We start from the raw sequence: 20,589 nt of genomic DNA on the forward strand, positions 1-20,589 counted from the left end.
AATACTTATGACCAAATTGAAGACCATGTTAACCGTGTCCGCTGTATGTATGGCAATGGGCGGAGCGACCCTCGCGCAAGCTCAAGACCGATTTGTGACAATAGGTACTGGTGGCGTAACGGGCGTGTATTATCCTACTGGAGGTGCGATTTGTCGCCTAGTAAATAAGAACCGCGCCGACCATTCGATTCGTTGTTCGGTAGAAAGTACGGGTGGCTCAATTTACAACATCAACACGATTCGAGCAGGCGAGTTGGATCTGGGTATCGCTCAATCCGATTGGCAATACCACGCCTACAATGGCACAAGTAAGTTTGAAGATGCTGGTGCATACAAAGACTTGCGTGCCGTATTCTCTATTCACCCAGAACCGTTCACGGTTGTGGCCCGCGCTGATTCAGGTATTGAGACATTTGAGGATCTAAAAGGTAAGCGAGTAAACATTGGTAACCCGGGCTCAGGTCAGCGCGGTACCATGGAAGTTCTGATGGATGGCTACGGCTGGGGCATGGATGTCTTTAAATTGACATCAGAGCTCAAAGCATCAGAACAGTCGAAAGCGCTTTGTGATAACAAGATTGACGCGATGATCTACACCGTAGGACACCCAAGCGGCGCAATCAAAGAAGCGACTACATCGTGCGACAGCAAGATTGTGACCGTCGCAGGTCCAGTTGTTGAAAAGCTGGTGGCAGACAACAGCTTCTATCGCGTAGCAACGGTGCCAGGTGGCATGTATAAAGGTAACGATGCGGACGCTATGACCTTTGGTGTTGGTGCGACGTTTGTTTCATCTACTGCTGTGCCAGAGGATGTGGTTTACAACATAGTTAAATCAGTATTTGAAAACTTCGATGACTTTAAACGACTTCACCCTGCTTTCGCGAACCTGAAGAAAGAAGAGATGATCAAAGATGGCCTTTCTGCGCCTCTTCATCCAGGGGCTGAGAAGTACTACAAAGAGGTGGGTTTGTTGAAGTAACTAACTCGTATCTCTAAACCTTACCCTTGAAAACAACAAACCCAACGCTTCCGCGTTGGGTTTTCTCTTTTTGCTAACTCTAAATTTCTGTCTTTATCTGACGTGTCGCGAGATAGCGAATATGAATCAGATCTGCGGGTGTGATATCAGCGAGATGGCAAATCATTGACGGCGCCATGCCATAAGCAACGAGGTTTTCCCAGCTTTGATAAGCACGTTGTATATGTTCTAACTCCAGTTCATTGGCGGCGGCGACTCCCTGTCTTACATTGCGCATCTGTGTTCCGATCCAGAATGGAGATGCGTGAGCATTATCTTGATTTGATTGCTCATAAGGGTTAAGTGTCGTCATCGTTTTCTCTTCTTTGTGGCTTGCTAACTAGATTAACCACCAAGTCATTTTAGATATAGGTAGTTATATAGGTTTGTACCATTAATCATATTTATGTTTCCTAGTAGACGTCGAATGCTTTTCATCATCGTGGCACGAAATGGTAAGTACAAAAATCATTCAGCTCTAAAATACGCTCCATCACTTGGTCGAACACACAAATGAGAAGCTGCTAACGACGGGTAAATAACAACATGCCCAGCAGGAATCGCATTGTGTCCGACTCCCATTATTGAGGACTGAACCGCTTAGGATGGCTTGATTGAGGCAACGACTTTGAAAAAAACATTCATCACAAAACTAGCACTAGCAACTACTGGTATTTTGGCATTGACAACGACAGCACAAGCATTTGAGTTAGGTGCGGATACCAAACGCGGTGTGACCTTCCAGTTCGATAAGGTGATTGTTGGTGTTAAAGACAACTATGTGAATGGTGGTTTTGCTTTCTTAGAAAAACCGATTTCTGCTGAACACAATATCAGCTGGTTTGTCGAGGGTGGTGTCGGTTATAACTGGAACAGCGAACGCGTTGATATTCACGCGCCTGTCGGTCTTCGTTGGGAGCCAGTGAAAAACTTAGATGTGGATCTGTTTGCAACACCAGAGGTGAAGTTTAACGATGGTGCCGATGTCGGAGTTGGTGTGGACTTAGGTGTATCTTGGAAGTTCTAACAGAGATAAAAAAAGAGGCAATACAAAAGGGGGTATTGCCTCGAGTTACACGCATAACACATGCACTAGGTGCTTAAGGCATCGCCATAGTGCATCGACTTGCATTATCCTTTGTCAGGGTGAGGTGAGCGCAATGTTAGTGCTATGGTGAGTTGGAACTGTGTTCACAGTTCCAACTAAGTATTTGTTATTAGGGCATTCCTGCTAGTTTGGCTGAAGTAATAAACTCCCCAAAACTCTCACACCAAATAATCGCGGCCTGATACTGACTCAAATCGGTTTGCTCTGGGATTGGAATCAAGAAGCGATCAAATGTTTTCACATCTCCCACCTGCAACATGGATGCTTTGGCTGCCATAAAGTCAGCTTCGGTCTCAACGTAGGTCGGCGATAGGTAAAGCTTGTAGTCTGGCCCCGGTGCCAGTTCCCCAACGAAAATAGCACTGTCTGCTGAGAAGCTGATGGTTCCTTCCCCCCAATGAAGAAAATCGCTGTCTTGGCGGTTTTTATCAAACTCTCCCTGATAGAGGATGGCGTTAGATTGCGAACGAACCATCTCTTCTGATGGCGATTCTGGCTGAGTCAAGATCGGCAATACATAGATGCCGAGCATGAACCCAAAGAACAGAGCCCCGAGGTGGGTAAATAGTAGAATTACTCGTTTCACAGTCACTCCTTTGACGTTACGACGTTGTCACTTCTAGTGTTAACCATAGTGCAAGCTTGATGCGCTCATCAACTTCGTTAACGTAATAAGTGCTCTTATTTATTGATATTGATTGTTTTGGATGACCGCTTTGAGTGTCTCACGTGTTGCCTTGTGATCGGCATCGTTTATGAATCGGCGATGATAGATCATTCGATGTTGGACGTTGCGTATTTCTAATGGAATAGGGAACACCTTTAGGTTAAGCATTGGCGCCAAATGGTTTGCAAGCGAGAGCGTTGACGCACCAAGAAGGTTGGTTGTTGCTGCCAATGCCAACATGCTAGAAACTGAGCCTGTTTCCGCTTTAACCACTCTGTGCGGGCTAGGTTTTTCCGATAGGAAGTCCATCATGTTGACGTTGTTACGGCGAATTTTTAGTGCGATATGCTGTGCGTTGAAATATTCCTCATAAGACAGAGTGTCACCGATGTCTGGATGATCTTTTCTACATACACACACGGCAGGCTCATCAAAAATATCCTCTACAATATGGGCTTGGCTCATACTCGTCGCAATATCAATCGCAAGGTGAACTTTTTGTGAGTCTATATCCGCCAAAAGCTGCTCTTCACTTAATGGCGCTTCGATGAATGACAGTCCTGGAAGGTCACAAACCAAGTGCATCAATGCCTCGCTGCAGTAGACCTTTGTTATCTCTTGTCGTTTTTCTATCGTTTCTAGAACGGCAAGCGGCATTTCAATTTTATCCGCTAAAGCTACCGCGGCACCAGTCGGTGCAATGCCTCTACCTGAGCGCACGAACAAAGTTTTGCCTACGACGCCTTCCAAACGTTTCAATGCGGCACTAACGGCCGGTTGTGTAAGCTCCAACTCTTCCGCTGCAATGGTGATAGAGCGATGGCGATAAACTGCGCTGAACGTTGAGAGTAGGTTTAAGTCCATAACAAACTGATTTGATGGATGATATCTCTATCCTAGCAGAGGGTTGAGTGCTGTCAATTGGGGGAAACAGCGTGAACATCTAGGACATCGCAGTATTTAAATATAAATTATATTTATATTTAAATGGGTTTAGGCTTTATTTATATCATTTTTATGGATGTTTAAACTTGCTCTCAACGACACAAGGAGGTGATTGGTTATTCAGAGATTAAGAGAACTCAAACAATGAAAAACACTCGTATCATTTCTATTATGGCGTTGTCAGCGCTGGTATTCACTGGCGCAGCGAAAGCTCACTCCCCTGAGTCAGATCTTAAGTTTAGAGGCGGTTTAGGCTATTCATCCCTTGAAGGCAACCATTCAGCAGTCAATGCCACAGTCGGTCTGGAGCTAAATCAATACTTGGGGATCAATTTCGATCTTTATAAAGGTACGGACAGCAGTATTGATTATACCGGTGGCGGTTTTGCTCTTGAGCTTGGCTACAACTTTGCTTTACCAAACAGCTTTGAACTTCGTCCTTTTGTAGAAGGCGGCATGACGACGGGTGTTATGAATAATGAAGATCGCAAAGCTACAGACAAAGGCGGTCATCTAGGATTCAGCTCTAACATCGGTCTTCGAGTGCAGCACCAACAAGTCCCCGTTTATGCTGAGTTTAAAACCGACATTCACACTTCCCATACCGACGCACGTTTCCTACCTGAGAATACATTGCTGGTCGGTTTTCGACTGCCCTTATAGCGTCACCCTAAACCAAATAGCGGGGTAGCCCGCTGCTTAAACCTCAACTTTTAGTCACCAGCCTCACATTGTGGGCGTGGAGAGATCACTATGCGAAAAATTCACCAATTAAGTGTTATGACGGGCGCGATTCTCATGTCGAGCGCGGTATTTGCACAGAACCCTTTCGAGCACTATCAATCTGAAAATTCGGCCAGTTTTTCAGGTTACAAGCACTACAACTACGAACAAAATGTCAGTACGGATGAGCTGATGAAGCAGGGTGGGAAAATATACTCGTCGCCTGAGGAGATTCACGCCATTTTACAAGGCGGTCTCAAAACGGACATTCAAACGGGTGAAGAGCTCTGGAAAGAGGGGCTGATGTTTGATGGTATCGAGCCGATGGATCATATGGTTACCGCAGCAAACTGGTTTCCTCGAACAGAACAGGTTCAGCACAACGAGATGCGCGTGACGTTCATGGGTACGTCGCCAATGATTCGACCTGGTCAGGCGAATACATCTATCTATGTAGAACTGGGTAACGGCGACAATTTTGTGTTCGACTTGGGCGAAGCGTCGATCGCCAACTACATCGGTGCTGGCGTAGCTTTAAATGAACTTGATAAGGTCTTTATCACACACCTACACGTCGACCACTTCGGTTCATTACCGTACCTGTACCAGTTTGGTGGATGGAACGGTCGCTGGGAAAAACCACTAACCATCTATGGCCCGTCAGGTCGAAATCCAGAAGACGGAACACGTCACATGGTTGAGGGCATGCTTCAGATGCTTTCGTGGCACCAAGATGCCTTTGATGTGTTCCCTTCAGGCAACGATATTGAAGTAGTGGAGTACGACTTTAAAGACGATGGCGGCGTTATCTACGACGTTGACGGTGTCAAAGTCTCTCACTGGCGTCGCTCACACGCGAAAGATGGCGCATCTGCTTACAGGCTCGATTGGACGATCAGTGAAGAAGAGTCGTTATGTTTTGTATGGACAGGCGATGGTCGACCGACCGAACTTGACATTGAATATGGCAAAGGCTGCGATCTGTTTGTCACCGAAGTGCAAACCGAGTTGGTTGGGCTTGCGTCTATCGTACAAGGTGTTCCAGCTTTCTTGACGCGCTATACCATCGATACTCATCACACGTCTGGCTACGCGGCGGGTTGGCTTGCAAATCAAGTACAGCCAAGGCTGTTTATGACCACACACATGGAGTTCGACCCTTATTACAACAATGAGACCGTAGCGCAGGTCCGTGAGCACTGGAAGGGACCTTACCACTTTGGCGCGCCAGACATGATCATTGCCAACATTACCCCTGAGAAAGCTTGGGTACGAGAGGGGATCATTCCAGATTTTCCAAACAACCGAGCGCCTCAGTTCAACCTTAATGATGGTGAAGTGTTCCGAGTACCTGTTCCTAAAAACTCGCGAGCAGACATTCAAGAACAAGAGATCAGAGACCTCGAGATTGATGAAGCTTTGTATTACCCAGAAGGTTATCACCCAGAATTGCTAAAAGAGTGGCCGCTGGATCGTGACCTTATTGTGCCGACGGAAGTGTTACCAGAGAGCATGAAACGCGGCATGGGTGAGAAGCAACGAATGGTGGATGAAATGCGTGAAGCGCATGGCTTAGAGCCGCGTTCTATCCACAGAAAAGAGTCTGCAGACCCTTATCGTGATACTCGCAAAGACAATACAAAACAACAATAACCCAGACTGGCGGGTATCGCGCACGATGCCCGTGTTCCAACCGCTTTTTTTATTGAGACCACATTATGTTTAGACGAATGACCACTTTCACATTGATGAGCTTGAGCCTGATTGGTACCGCAGCTCATGCCGCGCAACATGATCACGACACACTCTTTAGCCGAGATAATGCCGTAATGGCCGCGGCGGCTGTAGAGAGGGTAAATGCATACTGTGTAGAGCTAGGCTCGATGAGCAAGGAGTATTCACTTCAAAACGCCATGATGATTAGAGAAACCATTGAAGGGCTGTCAAAAGAAGTACTTCATGAAACTTATACCTTCAGTGAAGAAGATGAAATGTATCTACAGGGCGTCAGCCTTGGGGAAAAACTGATTCAAGAAGCCGAGCAGAAAGGTCATGTCAAACAAATGTGTACTCAACCTGAGGAGAAATCGCTATGAAGAAAGTCGTAACTGGTTTGGTAGCACTGATTCCAACTTTGGCTATTGCTTGTGGCGCTCACGTCCACAACACCTTGCCGCATTATGAGAACTACACCGAATCGCTGGTGGCAATGTCGGTTTGCAAAGTTAACGAACACATATCCGAAGAGCAGTCTGCGGTGTGGTTTAAAAAGCTGGCATGGGTTGCAAATGGCACAGATGAGGAGTTGTTTGAACACTATGCGCATTTTGCAGCAGACCATGTAAAGGACATCGCTAACGATCCAGAAATGCTACCCAAATGGACCAGTGACTATTGCAAAGATCAGTTCTTTGACGTGATGGCGATGGGTCAAGTGGTACTAGAGGACTTATATGACGAGCAAGAACTGGCTGATAGAGAGTTCAATCGCCAAATAAAGCTATCAGGAAGTGAAAAGTCACAAGATAAGCCTGAAGCGTAACCGTTTTAACAACCCAATCTACTAACTATTGAGCGGTATTTAAGGAGTGAGAACCGCTTTCTAAAGAGAAACAACAATGAATTTCAAACGATCATTTCTTTTCCTATCGACGCTGACGCTACCAACCTTCGCTTTTTCTCACGGCAATGTCGATATTTCCAATGGCTCACATATAGAAGTCTACTTTGCCGATGAGCAGCACCATGGTCACAGCGACAACGACACAGAGCGAGTATACGGCATCGAAGGCGTCTGGATGGATGACTCTGGTGTATTTGTCTACGGTGAGGCGGAAACGGGAGCCCATGAGTTTCACCAACTGGGTGGGGGTAAGTATTTTAACCCAACTGACAATATTGGTTGGTTCGCTTATGGCGCGTATGCTCAAGGAGGTTATCTTGATAGCAATGAACTTCGCGCACGTATTGGTCTTGACTATCAAGTGAGTCATGAACTGTCGCTAAAAGGCCGTCTTGGTTACGACTACGGCAACAGCAAGATTAGTTTAGGTGGGGGTCATGATCATGACCATGATCACGGTGTTCATCATGAACATCACCACTCTTCAAAAAGGAGTCAGCTTGGACGAATGGACTTAGTATTTAATTATGAACTGGGACACGTTGCGGAGTTTTCTTTTAACTACGTGGTTCAGAAGCAGTTTGAATCAGACTTAGTTTTAGATAACGATACCAATTTACATTACGAAGCTCGGCTCACCTATACCGACACTAAGCTACAGCCGTATGTTGAGTATAGACAGACAAACAAAGCCTTTGATGACCATCATTTTGAGGAAAAAGCTGTGCAGTTCGGGGTGTCTTTTAAGTATTAGTGTAGGTGGCTGGGTATGTTAGTAGGCTATCCCAGCCATTTTCGGATCTCTAATCCAAATAAGACCTAAGTGGGGGTTGTGATTTAAATATCCATGGCGCAAAGTAGGGGAAAATTACTACTACAAAGACAGACAGATGGACTTAGCGAGTTTTTTAAGGTTGATTCTTCTTGCTTCAATATGGGGCGGTTCCTTTCTATTTATGCGTATAGCGGCCAACGTGATGGGACCAGCGGTTCTGATAGAGGCTAGAGTATTCTTTGCAGCGATTGCTCTGCTCGTTATAAGTCTCTATCTAAAAAAGAAGCTTGAGTTCACCAAGCATACCCGCCACTTTTTCACTATTGGGCTTTTTAATACCGCGCTGCCATTTCTGCTATTTGCCTACGCGGCTCAAACATTAAATGCCTCGACCTTGTCGATCCTTAACTCTACGGCCGCCATTTGGGGGGCTGTGATTGGAGTCTTCTGGACAAAAACGCCACTTACCAAGCGCGGTGCACTAGGGTTATTAGTTGGTGTTATTGGTGTAGCGGTATTAGTTGGTTGGGATGCTGTCCGCATCGGAGAAGAGGCCACACTGCCAATTATTGCCGGTGTCATGGCGGCGTGTTGCTATGGTATCGCGACCAATTATGCGAAAAACGCACCGTCGGTTCCGGCGTTTAATAACGCTCACGGAAGTATGTGGGCGGCGTGCTTGATTGTTTTACCGTTAATCCCTTTTGTCCCGATGCGAGAAGTGCCAACACAAGAAGTTTGGTTGTCTGTTGTCCTGCTCGGTGTGGTGTGCACGGGAGCGGCCTACTTGCTGTACTTTAGATTGATTACTGATATTGGTCCGTCATCGGCACTATCGGTAACCTTCTTGATCCCAATGTTTGGCATCTTGTGGGGAAATCTGTTTCTTGGAGAGCCGATAGGTGTCAACACAGTAGTCGGAACCGTATTGGTTATTAGCGGCACTATGTTAGTGACGGGCTTTTCATTCTCTTCTTTCGCCAAAAAAGCGGAGTCATAAAGCTATTGGGGCAGAGAACTCATTTCCTTGCCCATCATGATTAATGTGTATTGTCTTGCTTTATCGCCTCTTTGATGCGCTTACGTTCATACCAAAGCACGACGAGTAACGCGGAAATCGCGATGACCAGCCAATTGCTGGCATCGTCGGTTAAGCAGTAGTGCATTTGCTGCAATACGATATCCATTAGACCTCCGCTACGATTCTGCAAACAGAGTAACGGCTGACTTGTAGCAAGGAGCTATCGTGACATCGATAACATACCAGCCTTCGCCACAGATCTGTTTAAAGCCGCTAGAATCAACAACAAAGCGGTTGGCACCATTTTGGATTAGGAAATATTTCATCATGACCTCGTTTAATCGGTTTAGGTGATTAGTCCGTTAATCAAGGTTTGTGTGTTTGGATGGGCTTATTGTCTCAGAAAGGCGAGATGGTGCGAGTTAGTATCTATCAGTTACGCTAATAGGAGAGCTGCTAGTGGAGCTCTCCTTAACGTCATAGGTTTTAAATAGCTTGAATGGCAAAGGGCTTGAACCTTTCTCGAATTTGCTGGATAAGCACAAAGAACACGCTCGCCATAATGCAGCCAACAAACGTCGCAGTCACAATTCCGCCAAACGACGCCCAGCCCAGAGCTTGTTGACCACCAGAGCCTACTGCGTTAGCGAGCATCAGTGGAATCAGTCCGACACCGAAAGAGAATGCGGTCATAAACACGGCGCGTGCACGTAAGCGTAGCGCTTGTACCGCTGCCTGCTTGATGGTTAGCTCACCCTCATCTCTAAGTGTCTTGGCAAACTCAACGATAAGTATTGCGTTCCTCACTGTCATGCCGATTAACAAGATGGCAGATAGTTGGGTGAGGATGTTGATGTTACCGTTAATGTGAATCACGCCTTCCACAATACCAATAACCGCAGTAGGTACCGTTAGCATGATGGCTAGCGGAATAAGCCATGATTCGTACTGGGCAACCAATACCAAGAAAGTAATAAGCATCGCCAGTCCCATTACGATAGCGACCGTATTTCCTGCGCTGACTTCTTCTTTTGCCGCTCCAGTGAACTCGACGCGGTAGCCAAACTCTTCAGCTAATTCTTGTATAGCCTCAATCGCTTGACCGGAAGCGACACTCGGGATGACGTCGATAAATACGCCTTGCTCTGCGTTGTAACGAGTGATGAAGTTAGGGACTTTGATCTCTTCTACATCGAAGAATTTATCGTAGGTAATGCGAGTACCGTTAGACTTTGAAAGCCCGGTTTTCTTCAATGCTTCTGGATCGAGTCGGTACTTAGGATCGTTTTGCACCATCACCTTGTAGTTACGACCGCCCATGTTAAAGGTGTTGATGTACATCCCCCCGAAGTGAGTCTGCATTCCTTCTACAACGTCAGCGAAGGTGACACCGTATTTGAGCAGGTCATCGCGCTTGATGTTGAGTTTCATTGATGGCTTGGTGACTTCAAACTGCCCCATAGCAAGTCCGATGCGCTCGTCTTCCATTAGACGTGTGTTAAAGTCCATCGTTAGCTGATATAGCTCGGTCGGGTTGAGTTCAGGCGCAAGTAATACAAAGTTAACGCCATCTACCATGCCAAGCTCTGGGATGACTGGCGGTTTAAATGCAAAGGCCTGAATATCAGTATTGGACGCAAGTACTTCATTGACTTGTTCAGTGATGGCAGCATCGCTTGCGGCTCGGTTTTGCATCTCATCAAGCGATAGCAACATCATGAAGCTGCTCATCTCAGCGGTATTGGTCAGCAGGTTGAAGCCTGAAGCCTCAACGCTGGTGGAGACGCCAGGTAGGGCGTTAAGCTGCTCTGTTAGTGAAGCTAGATACTCGTCTGTTTTAGACAAAGCCGTACCTTGAGGGAAACTGCCAACGACAAAGATTGCGCTAGTGTCTTCCTCTGGAAGTAAGCCTGTTGGCAAACTTGCACCACGCTCAACAGATAGGTAAAGACCACCTGCTAGTAAAGCGATAGTTAGGATAGGTAGGCGAGTGGCGGTCCAAGCCAAACCAGTAAACGCTCTGATCTTTTGAGTGATCACCCATTCCACCGATTTCGCGATGACGTTTTTCTTTGGCGGCTTCATGAACAGTGCGCAGAGCGCAGGCGTAAGGGTGAGCGCAACCAATGTGGACACAACGACAGACGCACACAACACGATGCCAAATTCTGAATAAATCGTGCCCGCCATACCAGGGATAAACAGAGAAGGTGTAAATACGGCAAGCAGAACCAACATAGAGGCAATGATTGGGGAGAAAGTAATATCCAGCGCTTTGGAAACCGCTTCTTTTACCGTCATCTCAGGGTGTTCGTGAAGCTGGTGCTCGGCATTTTCAATAACAATGATCGCTGCGTCAACAACGATGCCGATGGCCATGACCAAGCCAAACATTGAAATGATGTTGATTTGAATACCCAGTCCGCTCATAACCGCAAAGGTACCGATTAGAGAAACAGGAATTGCCGTTACTGTAATCAAGGTCAGTCTAAAGTTTTGCATAAAGAGGAGCGTGACCAAAGATACAATAGCGACCGCGAGCACTAGGGTTTCGAGTACGTTGTATATTGCGCCATCAATAAAGGTAGTGGCGTCATAAACCGTTTTGATTTGGTAGTCGCTTGGCTCGGCGAGCAGTGTTTTAATACCAGAGGCAACGTCCATAGCATTGGCTTCTGGCGTCTTATAGATGAACAATACCGCACCATCCGCATTCTCTCCGTATGCATTGGCGGTATAGATTTCGCTGCCTAGCTCGATACTAGCGACGTCTCTTAGGAAGATGGTTTTGCCGAGTGCATCTGTACGGACAACAATATTTCCAAACTCGCTGGGCGTTGCTAAACCACCCTCAACGGTAATCGGAAACTCCAATTTGTCATCAACTAAACTACCTGCAGAAGCAATCTTGTTCTGAGTAGCAATCGCGTCATTTATTTCGTTAACATTGATAGAGTAGTACTTCATTTTGTCTGGGTTGAGCCAGACACGAATGGAGTACTTCTTCTCGCCAAGCACGTCGATCTTTGACACGCCATTGATACGTTGGATTTTCTCTTTTAGCGGTCCGCCAGCAAACGCACTGATATCAATGGCTGAGGCGTTCCCTGAAGGGTCGGTAATCGAAATGCCAAGCATCAAACCATTGGATAGCTTCTCCACTTTGACGCCGTTTCGCATCACATCGCCAGGCAGTTCTGGCAGAGCAAGATTGACACGATTCTGAACTAAGTTAACCGCTTTGTCTGAGTCAGTACCACTCTCGAAAACGACTTCAAGGGTGTAGGTGCCATCTGCGCCGCTGGTGGATTTCATGTACTCCATACCAGCCACGCCGTTGACTTGCTTTTCAATCTCTGGTGCAACAGATTTTGCCATAACGTCGGCACTAGCACCGTCCATAAAGGTACTAACTTCGACGGTGACAGGAGCAACATCGGGGTATCGCCCGATGGGAGAATTAGCGGCAGAGATTGCCCCTATAAGTGAAATCAAAAGCGCAATGACAATTGCAAACTTTGGCCGTTCTATGAACATTTTAAACATGTCAGCTACCCATTGATGAATAATTGTGCCGAGTGTACGCCTCGGTAATTTCATTCTCAAATGAGCGTAGACTTCATCTATTTGTATTTAGATTGGTTAATATCGAAGATTCGAATAACTAGTTTTTATAGACATCATGTCTCACGAAACTTGCGAAAAATAATCTTGATGTATTCATACACCCAATAGGAACTATTTTCTCAGTTTTGTACCGCCGCATTAAAGTGCAGCTTCATTTCTATCGTGCTCCATGCACATCAACATACTGAGAAAACAATGAAAAAAGTACTAATTGGCTGCGTATTAGCGCTCGGCGCGCATTCTGCTTTCGCGTATCACCCTTGCGAGCCTGGTAATGTGGTAACCGATGCCGTTGAAGGCGCAGTCGTTGGCGGTGTCGTTGGCGCTATTGCTGGTGATGCAAAAACCGGTGCTATGATTGGCGGCGCTGCAGGAGTAGTCGATGGGGCGTATGATGATGCCGAGTGTGATGCTTTGATTGGCGAAGCCGTTGTTGAAGAGGCTATCATCTCCGACTATGAGGATAGAATCGTTGGTGAAGCCATCGTAGAGGATGCGATCATTGCGGATTATGAAGATAGCTTAGTTGAGGATGCGATCGTGGACGCTACCTTGGACGATGTTTGGTAGAGAAAATCGCACGTATTGGCACTGCATTCCATTTGTAGTGTCAATACGAAAGGAGCCCTGGCCGCTGGACTATAAGACGACCAAAACCCATAGTGATCGCGCTTACATTTTCAGAATGCCACAGAGATTATGTCAAATGTAGTAAGTCTCTGTTTTAATTTACTAATAGTTTGGTCAATAATCTCGCCGGAATAAATACTATAACTTTCGGTTAATTGAGCTCACCGTTCACCCCCTTTAGGCTGCACGCACACTTTAGGATTGAAGTGCTGTGGTCGCTAACTTTCGAACCACACTGAATAAGGATGCGTTTTTTAACTTCAGGGTGAGTTTACATGCGTGCGAGCATTTCCATTTTAAGCGCGGCTATCGCTGCGACGATTTCTTTTTCTTCTTTTGCAGACCAAAACTCTGATAATGACGTTCAGGATATGTCTGATCCGTTAGCGGTATATACCCAGGCGGGCGCGGGTGCGTCAGATAAGGGTCTCAACATCAAAGTAGGTCGAACTTATGATACGGGCAACCCTGAAACGATGGCAATGAATATCATCGAGGTGAAGGGTATCGCTGGTGAGTACTTAGGTTGGTCAGGTTCAAGCCATCGCGATAATTCTATTGATAGCGTTCGTTTTCGTAACTTCAGCGTCAACACGACCAATGGCCGTGGCGCTCAAATTGATCTCAATTACAACGTTGAGCAAGAGAGCTTAAATGCGTCGTATAGCTTTATTCAGGCGCTGCCAAAATTGGGCAACTTGAACCTATACCCGTTAGCGGGGCTTGGCGTAAATGTGCGAAATGGAGAGTTTCCTGGTTGTGCTAATGTCGGCGTAGATTGCCAAATCGATCAGCAGAGCATCGGTTACACCATCCCAGGAACCTACGCGGTTGTGGGTGCTTATACTAAGTATGCGATTACCGACAAACTATGGTTGAACTACAATCCTATGTGGCTGACAACGATCTCAGGTTCAAAGTCCTATGTTGAAAATGCTTATGGTCAAGGAATGGGTTCTATTTTCACTAACGAGTTTGCTGTGTCCTATCAGTTCACGCCACGTTTTAATGTGCGCTATTTTGCTAATTGGACTCAAGAGCAAAGCTATTTCGACGGCGACCAAAGAGTGGAATTTAACTATCAGTTCTAGAAGCTGCAGCTTTGACGAGTGGTCAGATTAGATTGTTCATTGAGCAAGGACGCTCTACTATGGAAGAGAAGATATTCATTCCTTCGAATATCTTGGAATAAGAGGAAGTTGAAAAAATTAGAACGGGAAGACGATGCCAACTTTACCGTAGGTATTACGTTTGTCTGTGCCGTGTTTACCTTCGTTACCAATCTCAACATAAGGGATCATGTTGTCGATAGCATTGAACGTCGCGCGTAGCTCAACGTTGTAGATCATGTCTTTGTTTTTATCGCCAGCAATCACTTTTTTCTCATGTTGCTTTTGACCAACTAACTTAGCGTTTAAATACATGCGTTCAGTAAGTTGTCTACCAGCAGCTAGGTCAAAGCGAGTGATGTCGCCGCGAGCATTGCCATTGTTTGAGTTTAGGTCAATATCCTTACGCAAACGAAGTGATGTATCAAACATATCAGCAACGTTTCCGCCTACAGTAACACCAAACTTGTTTTGGTCGTTCACATTGCCTTGAACACTTTTCTTATCGACGAACTCGTACTCACCTTTTAGCCAGAAGCTTTCAAAGTCGTGTTTGTAGTTAACGTTATACTCGTTCTCAAAGTTTGCTTTACGCTTTGCCGAAAGACCAAATCCCTCGTAACCCACGAAAGCTTTGATGCCAGAACCGTTAGTGGTTGTGTATTCTTTTACACCGTCAACGAACTTAGCATCTAGCTCGATACCGCCAGTCACGCCCTCAGCCATTGCGTTTACAGAGAATGCAGATGTCATAGCGAGAAGGATTGCTGTTTTTTTCATTTTCTTATTACCTATTTTATTGTTTTCACTCCTATAATTGGAGCGGCACAAAGGTACCTAGAAAACGCGATAAGTCTAAGTTAGGAACTATTCGGTATTTTGATTGGTCGGGGACTTTTTTGTGTTGCATGAGCATCCCTTCAGACCGCACGTCCACTAGTTAATCAAAGGCGATGCGACGATAGGAGCTAGCCCGGAGTTCTCCCCATTAATAAGGGGGAGTTAGAGGGGGTAGAGCGGCCTTACAACTAGCGCCTTGCTCGAATAGACTTCGCCTCACCCCTTCCAGATACGCACTCCCTTGCAAGGGAGAAGCTACAACTCGGCAAATAGACAGGATTCAGAGATTTATCATATATCCCAAGTATCGCTCCTCAATCCCTCGTCTAAACTTAACAAAGCCCAAACCTATATACGTGTTATCTAAACATGGAGCATAACGATGAAGCCAATCTTGACCATTTCCCCTCTTTTTATTCTGGCTGCATGCAGCGCACCTGTAGACCATGTATCCGGAGTCTCAAGTGATGATCTTTGCTCGGCATTACAAACGGGTAATGTGGCAGAAAATAGCACCATGATTGGTGACGAAGAGGTGACGATGGACAGCGTCTACGGCGAGCTAACACAAAGAAAGATTAACCCGTACGCGAGAGGGTGCTTTGGCAGTCAGGAAAAGGCGGTGGAGTATCGAAAACACCAAGAAAAAATTGTCTCAGAGGCGTTAAATTATTAAATTTTTGGCAAAAAAAAGCACCTCAACTAAGTGAGGTGCGGTAGACCCAAGTTTCCGTTCCAAGTTCCAATCAGAGTTCCAACTATGCGCGGGTCCAAAAAGGGTTAACGGGTTGTATTACAAAGCATTCAAGTATGCCTTCAAGGCTTTTAATCGAACGGTTGCTCCGCCGATAATGTCCATAAATCCGAGCTTTGGCGTAGGTTTAGTGGCTGAAATCCAACCTGAACCTGTGGCACCAAGCGGTACGTTGTAGCCCTCTGGCTCATTAAACTCAATGATGACTGTACGCCCGTGAGTACTGGTGTTGTTGCCAACATGCTGTCTAACGTGTTGAGTTGAACCATGTGCCGACACCGCTGCTTCACCAGTGTTGCTTGTTACACTGTGTACGCGTCCTCTAAATACCTCTCCCGGATGCGAGTTGACAAAGAACTCCGCAAACTGACCTTGTTCGATGTAGCGATACGTTTGATCACTCACTCGCATTTCGACAAATTTTCGACTGGTATCGAACAAGTGCAAGTTACCAGTGCGTGAACCTTCGGCAATATTGATAACACCGACAACGCCGTCAAACGGTGCTCTCACTTGATTACGGTCGTTCAACCATTGCTTTTGGTTGATCTGAGCCTTGATACCGTCCACATCAGATTTTGCCGCCATTAAGTCCGCAGTGCCTTTTTGAATCTGGGTGTATAATTCATCGCGCTCTTGTTCTGAGCTGAACTCATCTAGATTCACTAGGCGTTTGTAGTTCTTTTCATCAATAGAGATTTGCTCGCGAATACTAGTAATGCGGTGCTCTGCAGCAACTAAACTGGATTGTAAGCTTTTAAGCTCTTCATCCGTGTCTTCTGACTCTAGGGTGTACAGTAAGTCACCTTTTTTAACTACTTGGTTATGGGTCACATAGATATCTTTAACCTGTTGACCAAAAAGCGGGCTAAGGACTGCATGCGGTGCTTTTACCGTGGTGCTGTCTGTGAGGTCGGCAGGCGACCAAAATCGGTGTGCGGTAAATAGCATGAATGCTAGAAATGCACCAAAGCCAACACTGATAACCGCATTTCTGAGCGTCCACTTTATGACGCCAAGTTTAACGAGTAACCAAATAATCAATACGTAAGGCAGCATGATCTCTTTCATTACGCTTCCTCCGAATCTTTCTTGCCGTGGATACCCACATTGATGACTTTACTCACTGCACTTGCTACTGCTTCCCAGTTGGTAAAGGCGATAATGACGGCGAGTACCCACCATAGTTTGTCGATAAACAGACCGCAGAGTGACAATGCAAACACCAGGTTTGCTTGCGCACTTTGCATGTATTGACTGCGATGTACCGCCACTTCGTGCAATTGCCAAAGAAGATAAAGTACGTATGTGATGATTGAGAGGGTAATGACAAATATCATTCCCATAAAAAATTCGGAGTTAAGCAGACCTAAGATATTAGGCAGGTCTTGTGAAAAATACTCCGCAGGCAAAGTCTTACCATGAACGGTAGAAAGCTGCGCAAACGCGTAGCTCAGCGACAAAAAGCCGCCGACGATAACGATTGATTTAACACTCAATCGTAATGCTGATTTTAGTAGTCTGACCATGTCAGCTCCTTCATTCAGGCTCTCCGTAGCTATGTGATTGGAAAACATCCCAAGTCGTTTTTGTTTAGTCTCTATTGCCTTGGGTGTGAACATAGTAACTAACGGTTACTTTTGGATACATAGCCTGAACTTGGCTTTAAACATAAATGTGGTTTATGAATCATGCTGCTTTATGGTGAGTAGGGATGGGGGGAGATGGATGAGAGAAAACAACGGTTTGAGCGTCAAATACGCAAAGTGATGAATTATTCACCGAACAAACTGATTTCACTACATTTATCCAACGAAACGCTATACAAGCCTAAAATCGTCAGTTAATATTTCAACATCCACTAATTAAGTGGATGTCAATAAATGCAGCAACACGCCGCATTATCGATGCCGAGATGGTGAAATTGGTAGACACGCTAGCATGAGGTGCTAGTGCCTTTGGTGTGAGGGTTCGAGTCCCTCTCTCGGCACCATTATTCCTTTCCTTATACTACCTACAGACTACAATGCAGAACAAAGGATCCAGTTCAAAGCAAATGAGTACGTCTAACTCGGAATCAATACGTCTATTGACCGAGGTGTCTTTGCACGCCCTTTTATACCTCGAATTTCAAAAGCTTGATCGCAAATCTCCGTTTTTCGACCGTGAAAAGAAGAACGAGTTACTTGTTCGCTGGCTGAAACCCAAGCTAAAGAGCAATAAGTATAAAGCGATTCGCAAGCAGTTGAAGACGATGAGTCTGCAAGCTAAAAAGTCTCAGGTAGATCTAGAGGATGTGCTGCTTACAGCCGTAGAGGCAAAACCTGAAGCACTGCAACCACATCTAGATAGCTACTTGCTGCTGATCCGAGAAATAGAAAAGAAACTGGGTACAACAGCGCTTCTTTCTACACCTGAAGATGTGGATCTTAGCCATGACGAAAATGGCTGTTTACTTTGTGTGTTGTCCAATGATCTTAATGCTCACTTTGGCACGAAGAACCAGCTTGTTGCCGACATCTCCATCCTGTTCCGCGGCACTGTGCGTGAAAAGCACCTGTTCTTAGGAACAATATATGCGAATGAAATCTTCGGTTATCAGATCCAATATGAAGACGAAAACTTCGTTCGTATCTCTTTGACGCTCAATAAGTAATGTCATAAAAAAGCCCAGCGCTAGGCTGAGCTTTTATACTGGTTTGACAGCAATCAATCCTCAATTGGAACCACAAGAACATCCACTGGTGAGCTATTGATAACTTGTCTGGAAGCAGACACAATTTTGCTCCAGAAATCATGGTGGTGACCGCAAATTAATAAATCAAAATCATTTTGCGCAATCGCAACTTTCAATTTGTCACCAAGGTCGCCTGTGCCAATAATAAAGTGATTTAGCTCGCACTCGGCATACTCTGCAAAACCATGTAACTGTTCCATCGCTTCGATGTTTAGCGGCCGTTGCTCAGGGTCATCTTTCAAGTCAACTAGGTCTGAATATATTTCACCGTGTGTGCCATCAATATGGATAAATGAAACATCGGCGTCCAATAGTTTTGCTAGAAAAACAGCCCTATCAATCAACACATTACTTTCAGGAGAAAGCTCAAGTGCCACTAGGATATGTTTGTATTTCATAACCACGCCCTCTTGCCGTATAACCTACCTCAATCATAGTCTTAAATCAGAAAAATTTGTGTCTAACAGATCTCGTATTGGCGATTAAGTGAACGAAAATTGATCTAGAGGTGCATATCGACAGGATTGTGGAAGATTTTACCCATAATGTCTGGGGGATTTGGCTCTTTTTCTTCTAGCGCTTTAGCTCTAATCTACACCTCGCCGACACGAGTTGGCTCTGGGTTAACAAGCGGTTTGCGATGCTGTAAATCACCGAAACATTCGCTGAAGCCCCAATTTTGTAGTGAATATATAGTGGAGAGAGCACAGTGACTCATCAAATCATTAAAGATCTAAACAACCGTTACACAGCTAAAAAATACGATGCGACTAAGCGTATTTCTGCAGAGGATATGGAAGTAATCAAAGAGGCAATTCGCCTGTCAGCTTCTTCTATCAACTCACAGCCGTGGAAGTTTATTGTGATCGAGAGCGATGAAGCGAAGCAGCGTTTCCACGACACTTTTGCAAACATGCACCAGTTCAACCAACCACATGCAAAAGAAGCGTCACATACGATTCTATTCGCACACAACCCGCACTTTACCAAAGATGACTACAAAAAAGTGGTGGACGTGGAAGTAACATCCGGTCACTTGCCAGCAGACATGTACGACCAAATGCTAAACGGTGCGTTTGGCTTTGCAGAGCTAAACACCGATGAAAACGGCTTTAACGGTCAGTGGACGAAAGCGCAAACTTACATCGCGTTGGGTAATGTCCTTCATACTCTTGCGCGCATGGGCATTGCATCTACTCCGATGGAAGGCGTTGACCCAGAAATGATTGGTGAGATCTTTAAAGACGAACTAGGCGGCTACGTGTGTGATTTTGCGCTTGCACTTGGCTACCACAAAGAAGGTGAAGATTATAACTACGGTCTGCCTAAGTCTCGTTTAGCTCAAGAAGATATCATTACGGTTCTTTAAACCTAAACAAATAAATAGAAAACGGCCACTAATCTAGTGGCCGTTTTTTTACGCTTGAAGTAGCAACCCACTAAACCCAAGACCAATAAACAATAATCCCGTCAGTCTGTTAATCGTGACTACATACCGCTTTAAGAACCTAGCGACTTTTTCCGTCGCAAGAGATAGCAAAAGGTGAATAGAAAGGGTAATTACTACCAATTCCAAAGTTAGCAATGCTGCTTGCAGCGCGAAGTACTGTTCACTTTTCACGAAAAGAGGAAACAGAGCGCCAAAAAAAACAATAGTTTTTGGATTCAAAAGCGAGATCAGAACTCCGCTCTTGTAACCGTATGAACGCGCCTCAATCATCGCTTGGCTTCGCGAATAATAAATCGCACGACAACCAAGGTAGATAATATAGCTGCTGCAAAGCCCTGTCATGACTTGGTAGGCGAGGTCATTAGTATGAACTAAGGTCAGCAACCAAGAATTGGACAGTATAGAAGCAAGCAAAAGCCCAGTGGAAATGCCGAGAATGACTGGAATTGTACGTTGCATATTCTGGTTCAAACTGTTGCTCAATACTGCCAACATCCCCGGTCCAGGGGATGCCGCTGAAGCTATGCAAATGGTGATAAAGGCTAGCTGACTTTCCATT

The 20,589-nt window shown here is 45.5% G+C and carries 24 protein-coding genes and 1 tRNA gene; 14 read left to right on the forward strand and 11 right to left on the reverse strand.

All coding sequences use genetic code 11. The features are described from left to right. Nucleotides 1–7: 7 nt before the first annotated feature. Nucleotides 8–982: a TAXI family TRAP transporter solute-binding subunit gene (locus AC6I8Y_RS24580; protein WP_394150106.1), complete on the forward strand. Its 975-nt coding sequence runs from the start codon at nt 8–10 to the stop codon at nt 980–982. A gap of 79 nt (nt 983–1,061) precedes the next feature. Here the strand turns inward: AC6I8Y_RS24580 and AC6I8Y_RS24585 are convergent, their stop codons facing one another. Further along, a complete protein-coding gene (locus tag AC6I8Y_RS24585) occupies nt 1,062–1,334 on the reverse strand; it encodes a hypothetical protein (RefSeq protein WP_394150107.1) in 273 nt (90 codons plus the stop codon). 315 nt (nt 1,335–1,649) lie between these two features. Here AC6I8Y_RS24585 and AC6I8Y_RS24590 point away from each other — a divergent pair, with 315 nt between their 5' ends. After that, nucleotides 1,650–2,048: a hypothetical protein gene (locus AC6I8Y_RS24590; protein WP_234497295.1), complete on the forward strand. Its 399-nt coding sequence runs from the start codon at nt 1,650–1,652 to the stop codon at nt 2,046–2,048. 190 nt (nt 2,049–2,238) lie between these two features. Here AC6I8Y_RS24590 and AC6I8Y_RS24595 read toward each other — a convergent pair whose 3' ends face one another. Both AC6I8Y_RS24595 and AC6I8Y_RS24600 read right to left on the reverse strand, forming a co-directional pair. Further along, nucleotides 2,239–2,715, reverse strand: a complete 477-nt coding sequence (locus AC6I8Y_RS24595; protein WP_498022122.1) for a DM13 domain-containing protein — start codon at nt 2,713–2,715, stop codon at nt 2,239–2,241. A 99-nt stretch (nt 2,716–2,814) separates the two neighbouring features. Beyond that, a complete protein-coding gene (locus AC6I8Y_RS24600) occupies nt 2,815–3,660 on the reverse strand; it encodes a LysR family transcriptional regulator (protein ID WP_128649843.1) in 846 nt (281 codons plus the stop codon). Nucleotides 3,661–3,885: 225 nt separating this feature from the next. Here AC6I8Y_RS24600 and AC6I8Y_RS24605 point away from each other — a divergent pair, with 225 nt between their 5' ends. The 6 genes from AC6I8Y_RS24605 (at nt 3,886) to AC6I8Y_RS24630 (ending at nt 8,862) form a co-directional block, all read left to right on the forward strand. Next, a complete protein-coding gene (locus AC6I8Y_RS24605) occupies nt 3,886–4,404 on the forward strand; it encodes an outer membrane beta-barrel protein (RefSeq protein ID WP_394150109.1) in 519 nt (172 codons plus the stop codon). A 90-nt stretch (nt 4,405–4,494) separates the two neighbouring features. Continuing rightward, nucleotides 4,495–6,117 carry a guanitoxin biosynthesis MBL fold metallo-hydrolase GntH gene (gntH, locus tag AC6I8Y_RS24610; protein WP_498022125.1) on the forward strand — a complete coding sequence of 541 codons (1,623 nt, stop codon included), beginning with the start codon at nt 4,495–4,497 and terminating at the stop codon, nt 6,115–6,117. Between the two features lie 65 nt (nt 6,118–6,182). Then, nucleotides 6,183–6,560 (forward strand): hypothetical protein, encoded by a 378-nt coding sequence (locus tag AC6I8Y_RS24615; RefSeq protein ID WP_394150111.1) that lies wholly within the window; start codon nt 6,183–6,185, stop codon nt 6,558–6,560. After that, nucleotides 6,557–7,006 (forward strand): hypothetical protein, encoded by a 450-nt coding sequence (locus AC6I8Y_RS24620; protein ID WP_498022127.1) that lies wholly within the window; start codon nt 6,557–6,559, stop codon nt 7,004–7,006. Before AC6I8Y_RS24615 ends, AC6I8Y_RS24620 begins: the two co-directional genes overlap by 4 nt. A 76-nt stretch (nt 7,007–7,082) precedes the next feature. Further along, nucleotides 7,083–7,841 (forward strand): hypothetical protein, encoded by a 759-nt coding sequence (locus AC6I8Y_RS24625; RefSeq protein ID WP_498022129.1) that lies wholly within the window; start codon nt 7,083–7,085, stop codon nt 7,839–7,841. A 136-nt stretch (nt 7,842–7,977) separates the two neighbouring features. Next, nucleotides 7,978–8,862, forward strand: coding sequence for a DMT family transporter (locus tag AC6I8Y_RS24630; protein WP_252016464.1), 885 nt, complete (start codon nt 7,978–7,980; stop codon nt 8,860–8,862). Between the two features lie 40 nt (nt 8,863–8,902). Here AC6I8Y_RS24630 and AC6I8Y_RS24635 read toward each other — a convergent pair whose 3' ends face one another. From AC6I8Y_RS24635 to AC6I8Y_RS24645, 3 genes are all read right to left on the reverse strand, one after another. After that, nucleotides 8,903–9,049, reverse strand: a complete 147-nt coding sequence (locus tag AC6I8Y_RS24635) for a hypothetical protein (protein WP_234497283.1) — start codon at nt 9,047–9,049, stop codon at nt 8,903–8,905. 10 nt (nt 9,050–9,059) lie between these two features. Next, the gene (locus AC6I8Y_RS24640; protein ID WP_234497282.1) at nt 9,060–9,212 is read right to left on the reverse strand and encodes a hypothetical protein; all 153 of its coding nucleotides are present in this window, start codon (nt 9,210–9,212) and stop codon (nt 9,060–9,062) included. Between the two features lie 157 nt (nt 9,213–9,369). Continuing rightward, complete coding sequence (locus tag AC6I8Y_RS24645; protein ID WP_498022131.1) at nt 9,370–12,429, reverse strand: efflux RND transporter permease subunit; 3,060 nt, start codon at nt 12,427–12,429, stop codon at nt 9,370–9,372. 276 nt (nt 12,430–12,705) lie between these two features. Here AC6I8Y_RS24645 and AC6I8Y_RS24650 point away from each other — a divergent pair, with 276 nt between their 5' ends. Both AC6I8Y_RS24650 and AC6I8Y_RS24655 read left to right on the forward strand, forming a co-directional pair. Next, nucleotides 12,706–13,080 carry a YMGG-like glycine zipper-containing protein gene (locus tag AC6I8Y_RS24650; RefSeq protein WP_394150121.1) on the forward strand — a complete coding sequence of 125 codons (375 nt, stop codon included), beginning with the start codon at nt 12,706–12,708 and terminating at the stop codon, nt 13,078–13,080. A 335-nt stretch (nt 13,081–13,415) separates the two neighbouring features. Beyond that, nucleotides 13,416–14,231 carry a hypothetical protein gene (locus AC6I8Y_RS24655; protein ID WP_394150122.1) on the forward strand — a complete coding sequence of 272 codons (816 nt, stop codon included), beginning with the start codon at nt 13,416–13,418 and terminating at the stop codon, nt 14,229–14,231. Between the two features lie 117 nt (nt 14,232–14,348). On the opposite strand, the gene AC6I8Y_RS24660 is transcribed toward AC6I8Y_RS24655, so the two are convergent. Beyond that, nucleotides 14,349–15,029, reverse strand: coding sequence for a hypothetical protein (locus AC6I8Y_RS24660; protein ID WP_252016476.1), 681 nt, complete (start codon nt 15,027–15,029; stop codon nt 14,349–14,351). 442 nt (nt 15,030–15,471) lie between these two features. Here AC6I8Y_RS24660 and AC6I8Y_RS24665 point away from each other — a divergent pair, with 442 nt between their 5' ends. Further along, the gene (locus AC6I8Y_RS24665; RefSeq protein WP_394150125.1) at nt 15,472–15,765 is read left to right on the forward strand and encodes a hypothetical protein; all 294 of its coding nucleotides are present in this window, start codon (nt 15,472–15,474) and stop codon (nt 15,763–15,765) included. A 117-nt stretch (nt 15,766–15,882) separates the two neighbouring features. On the opposite strand, the gene AC6I8Y_RS24670 is transcribed toward AC6I8Y_RS24665, so the two are convergent. Next, nucleotides 15,883–16,914, reverse strand: coding sequence for an HlyD family secretion protein (locus AC6I8Y_RS24670; protein WP_042470807.1), 1,032 nt, complete (start codon nt 16,912–16,914; stop codon nt 15,883–15,885). After that, nucleotides 16,914–17,372 (reverse strand): hypothetical protein, encoded by a 459-nt coding sequence (locus AC6I8Y_RS24675; protein WP_042470810.1) that lies wholly within the window; start codon nt 17,370–17,372, stop codon nt 16,914–16,916. Before AC6I8Y_RS24675 ends, AC6I8Y_RS24670 begins: the two co-directional genes overlap by 1 nt. 380 nt (nt 17,373–17,752) lie before the next feature. Here AC6I8Y_RS24675 and AC6I8Y_RS24680 point away from each other — a divergent pair. Both AC6I8Y_RS24680 and AC6I8Y_RS24685 read left to right on the forward strand, forming a co-directional pair. Continuing rightward, nucleotides 17,753–17,836 (forward strand) — tRNA-Leu (locus AC6I8Y_RS24680). Between the two features lie 63 nt (nt 17,837–17,899). Continuing rightward, entirely contained in the window at nt 17,900–18,499 is a 600-nt protein-coding gene (locus AC6I8Y_RS24685; RefSeq protein ID WP_234497272.1) for a DUF2913 family protein, read from the forward strand. A 53-nt stretch (nt 18,500–18,552) separates the two neighbouring features. On the opposite strand, the gene AC6I8Y_RS24690 is transcribed toward AC6I8Y_RS24685, so the two are convergent. Continuing rightward, complete coding sequence (locus tag AC6I8Y_RS24690; RefSeq protein WP_042470815.1) at nt 18,553–18,978, reverse strand: universal stress protein; 426 nt, start codon at nt 18,976–18,978, stop codon at nt 18,553–18,555. Between the two features lie 311 nt (nt 18,979–19,289). On the opposite strand from AC6I8Y_RS24690, the gene AC6I8Y_RS24695 reads away from it, so the two are divergent. Further along, nucleotides 19,290–19,949, forward strand: a complete 660-nt coding sequence (locus AC6I8Y_RS24695) for an NAD(P)H-dependent oxidoreductase (RefSeq protein WP_234497271.1) — start codon at nt 19,290–19,292, stop codon at nt 19,947–19,949. Between the two features lie 48 nt (nt 19,950–19,997). Here the strand turns inward: AC6I8Y_RS24695 and AC6I8Y_RS24700 are convergent, their stop codons facing one another. Beyond that, nucleotides 19,998–20,588: a LysE family translocator gene (locus AC6I8Y_RS24700; protein WP_394150130.1), complete on the reverse strand. Its 591-nt coding sequence runs from the start codon at nt 20,586–20,588 to the stop codon at nt 19,998–20,000. Nucleotide 20,589 lies beyond the last annotated feature (1 nt).

Source organism: Vibrio sp. KUL78 (assembly GCF_059725505.1).

Coding starts and splice junctions, on each gene's coding strand:
- AC6I8Y_RS24585 (WP_394150107.1), bottom strand. CDS start 1,334: ATGACGACACTTAACCCTTATGAGCAATCAAATCAAGATAATGCTCAC.
- AC6I8Y_RS24600 (WP_128649843.1), bottom strand. CDS start 3,660: ATGGACTTAAACCTACTCTCAACGTTCAGCGCAGTTTATCGCCATCGC.
- AC6I8Y_RS24605 (WP_394150109.1), top strand. CDS start 3,886: ATGAAAAACACTCGTATCATTTCTATTATGGCGTTGTCAGCGCTGGTA.
- AC6I8Y_RS24620 (WP_498022127.1), top strand. CDS start 6,557: ATGAAGAAAGTCGTAACTGGTTTGGTAGCACTGATTCCAACTTTGGCT.
- AC6I8Y_RS24635 (WP_234497283.1), bottom strand. CDS start 9,049: ATGGATATCGTATTGCAGCAAATGCACTACTGCTTAACCGACGATGCC.
- AC6I8Y_RS24650 (WP_394150121.1), top strand. CDS start 12,706: ATGAAAAAAGTACTAATTGGCTGCGTATTAGCGCTCGGCGCGCATTCT.
- AC6I8Y_RS24700 (WP_394150130.1), bottom strand. CDS start 20,588: ATGGAAAGTCAGCTAGCCTTTATCACCATTTGCATAGCTTCAGCGGCA.
- AC6I8Y_RS24645 (WP_498022131.1), bottom strand. CDS start 12,429: ATGTTTAAAATGTTCATAGAACGGCCAAAGTTTGCAATTGTCATTGCG.
- AC6I8Y_RS24615 (WP_394150111.1), top strand. CDS start 6,183: ATGTTTAGACGAATGACCACTTTCACATTGATGAGCTTGAGCCTGATT.
- AC6I8Y_RS24625 (WP_498022129.1), top strand. CDS start 7,083: ATGAATTTCAAACGATCATTTCTTTTCCTATCGACGCTGACGCTACCA.
- AC6I8Y_RS24630 (WP_252016464.1), top strand. CDS start 7,978: ATGGACTTAGCGAGTTTTTTAAGGTTGATTCTTCTTGCTTCAATATGG.
- AC6I8Y_RS24670 (WP_042470807.1), bottom strand. CDS start 16,914: ATGAAAGAGATCATGCTGCCTTACGTATTGATTATTTGGTTACTCGTT.
- AC6I8Y_RS24580 (WP_394150106.1), top strand. CDS start 8: ATGACCAAATTGAAGACCATGTTAACCGTGTCCGCTGTATGTATGGCA.
- AC6I8Y_RS24660 (WP_252016476.1), bottom strand. CDS start 15,029: ATGAAAAAAACAGCAATCCTTCTCGCTATGACATCTGCATTCTCTGTA.
- AC6I8Y_RS24655 (WP_394150122.1), top strand. CDS start 13,416: ATGCGTGCGAGCATTTCCATTTTAAGCGCGGCTATCGCTGCGACGATT.
- AC6I8Y_RS24665 (WP_394150125.1), top strand. CDS start 15,472: ATGAAGCCAATCTTGACCATTTCCCCTCTTTTTATTCTGGCTGCATGC.
- AC6I8Y_RS24675 (WP_042470810.1), bottom strand. CDS start 17,372: ATGGTCAGACTACTAAAATCAGCATTACGATTGAGTGTTAAATCAATC.
- AC6I8Y_RS24690 (WP_042470815.1), bottom strand. CDS start 18,978: ATGAAATACAAACATATCCTAGTGGCACTTGAGCTTTCTCCTGAAAGT.
- AC6I8Y_RS24685 (WP_234497272.1), top strand. CDS start 17,900: ATGAGTACGTCTAACTCGGAATCAATACGTCTATTGACCGAGGTGTCT.
- gntH (WP_498022125.1), top strand. CDS start 4,495: ATGCGAAAAATTCACCAATTAAGTGTTATGACGGGCGCGATTCTCATG.
- AC6I8Y_RS24640 (WP_234497282.1), bottom strand. CDS start 9,212: ATGATGAAATATTTCCTAATCCAAAATGGTGCCAACCGCTTTGTTGTT.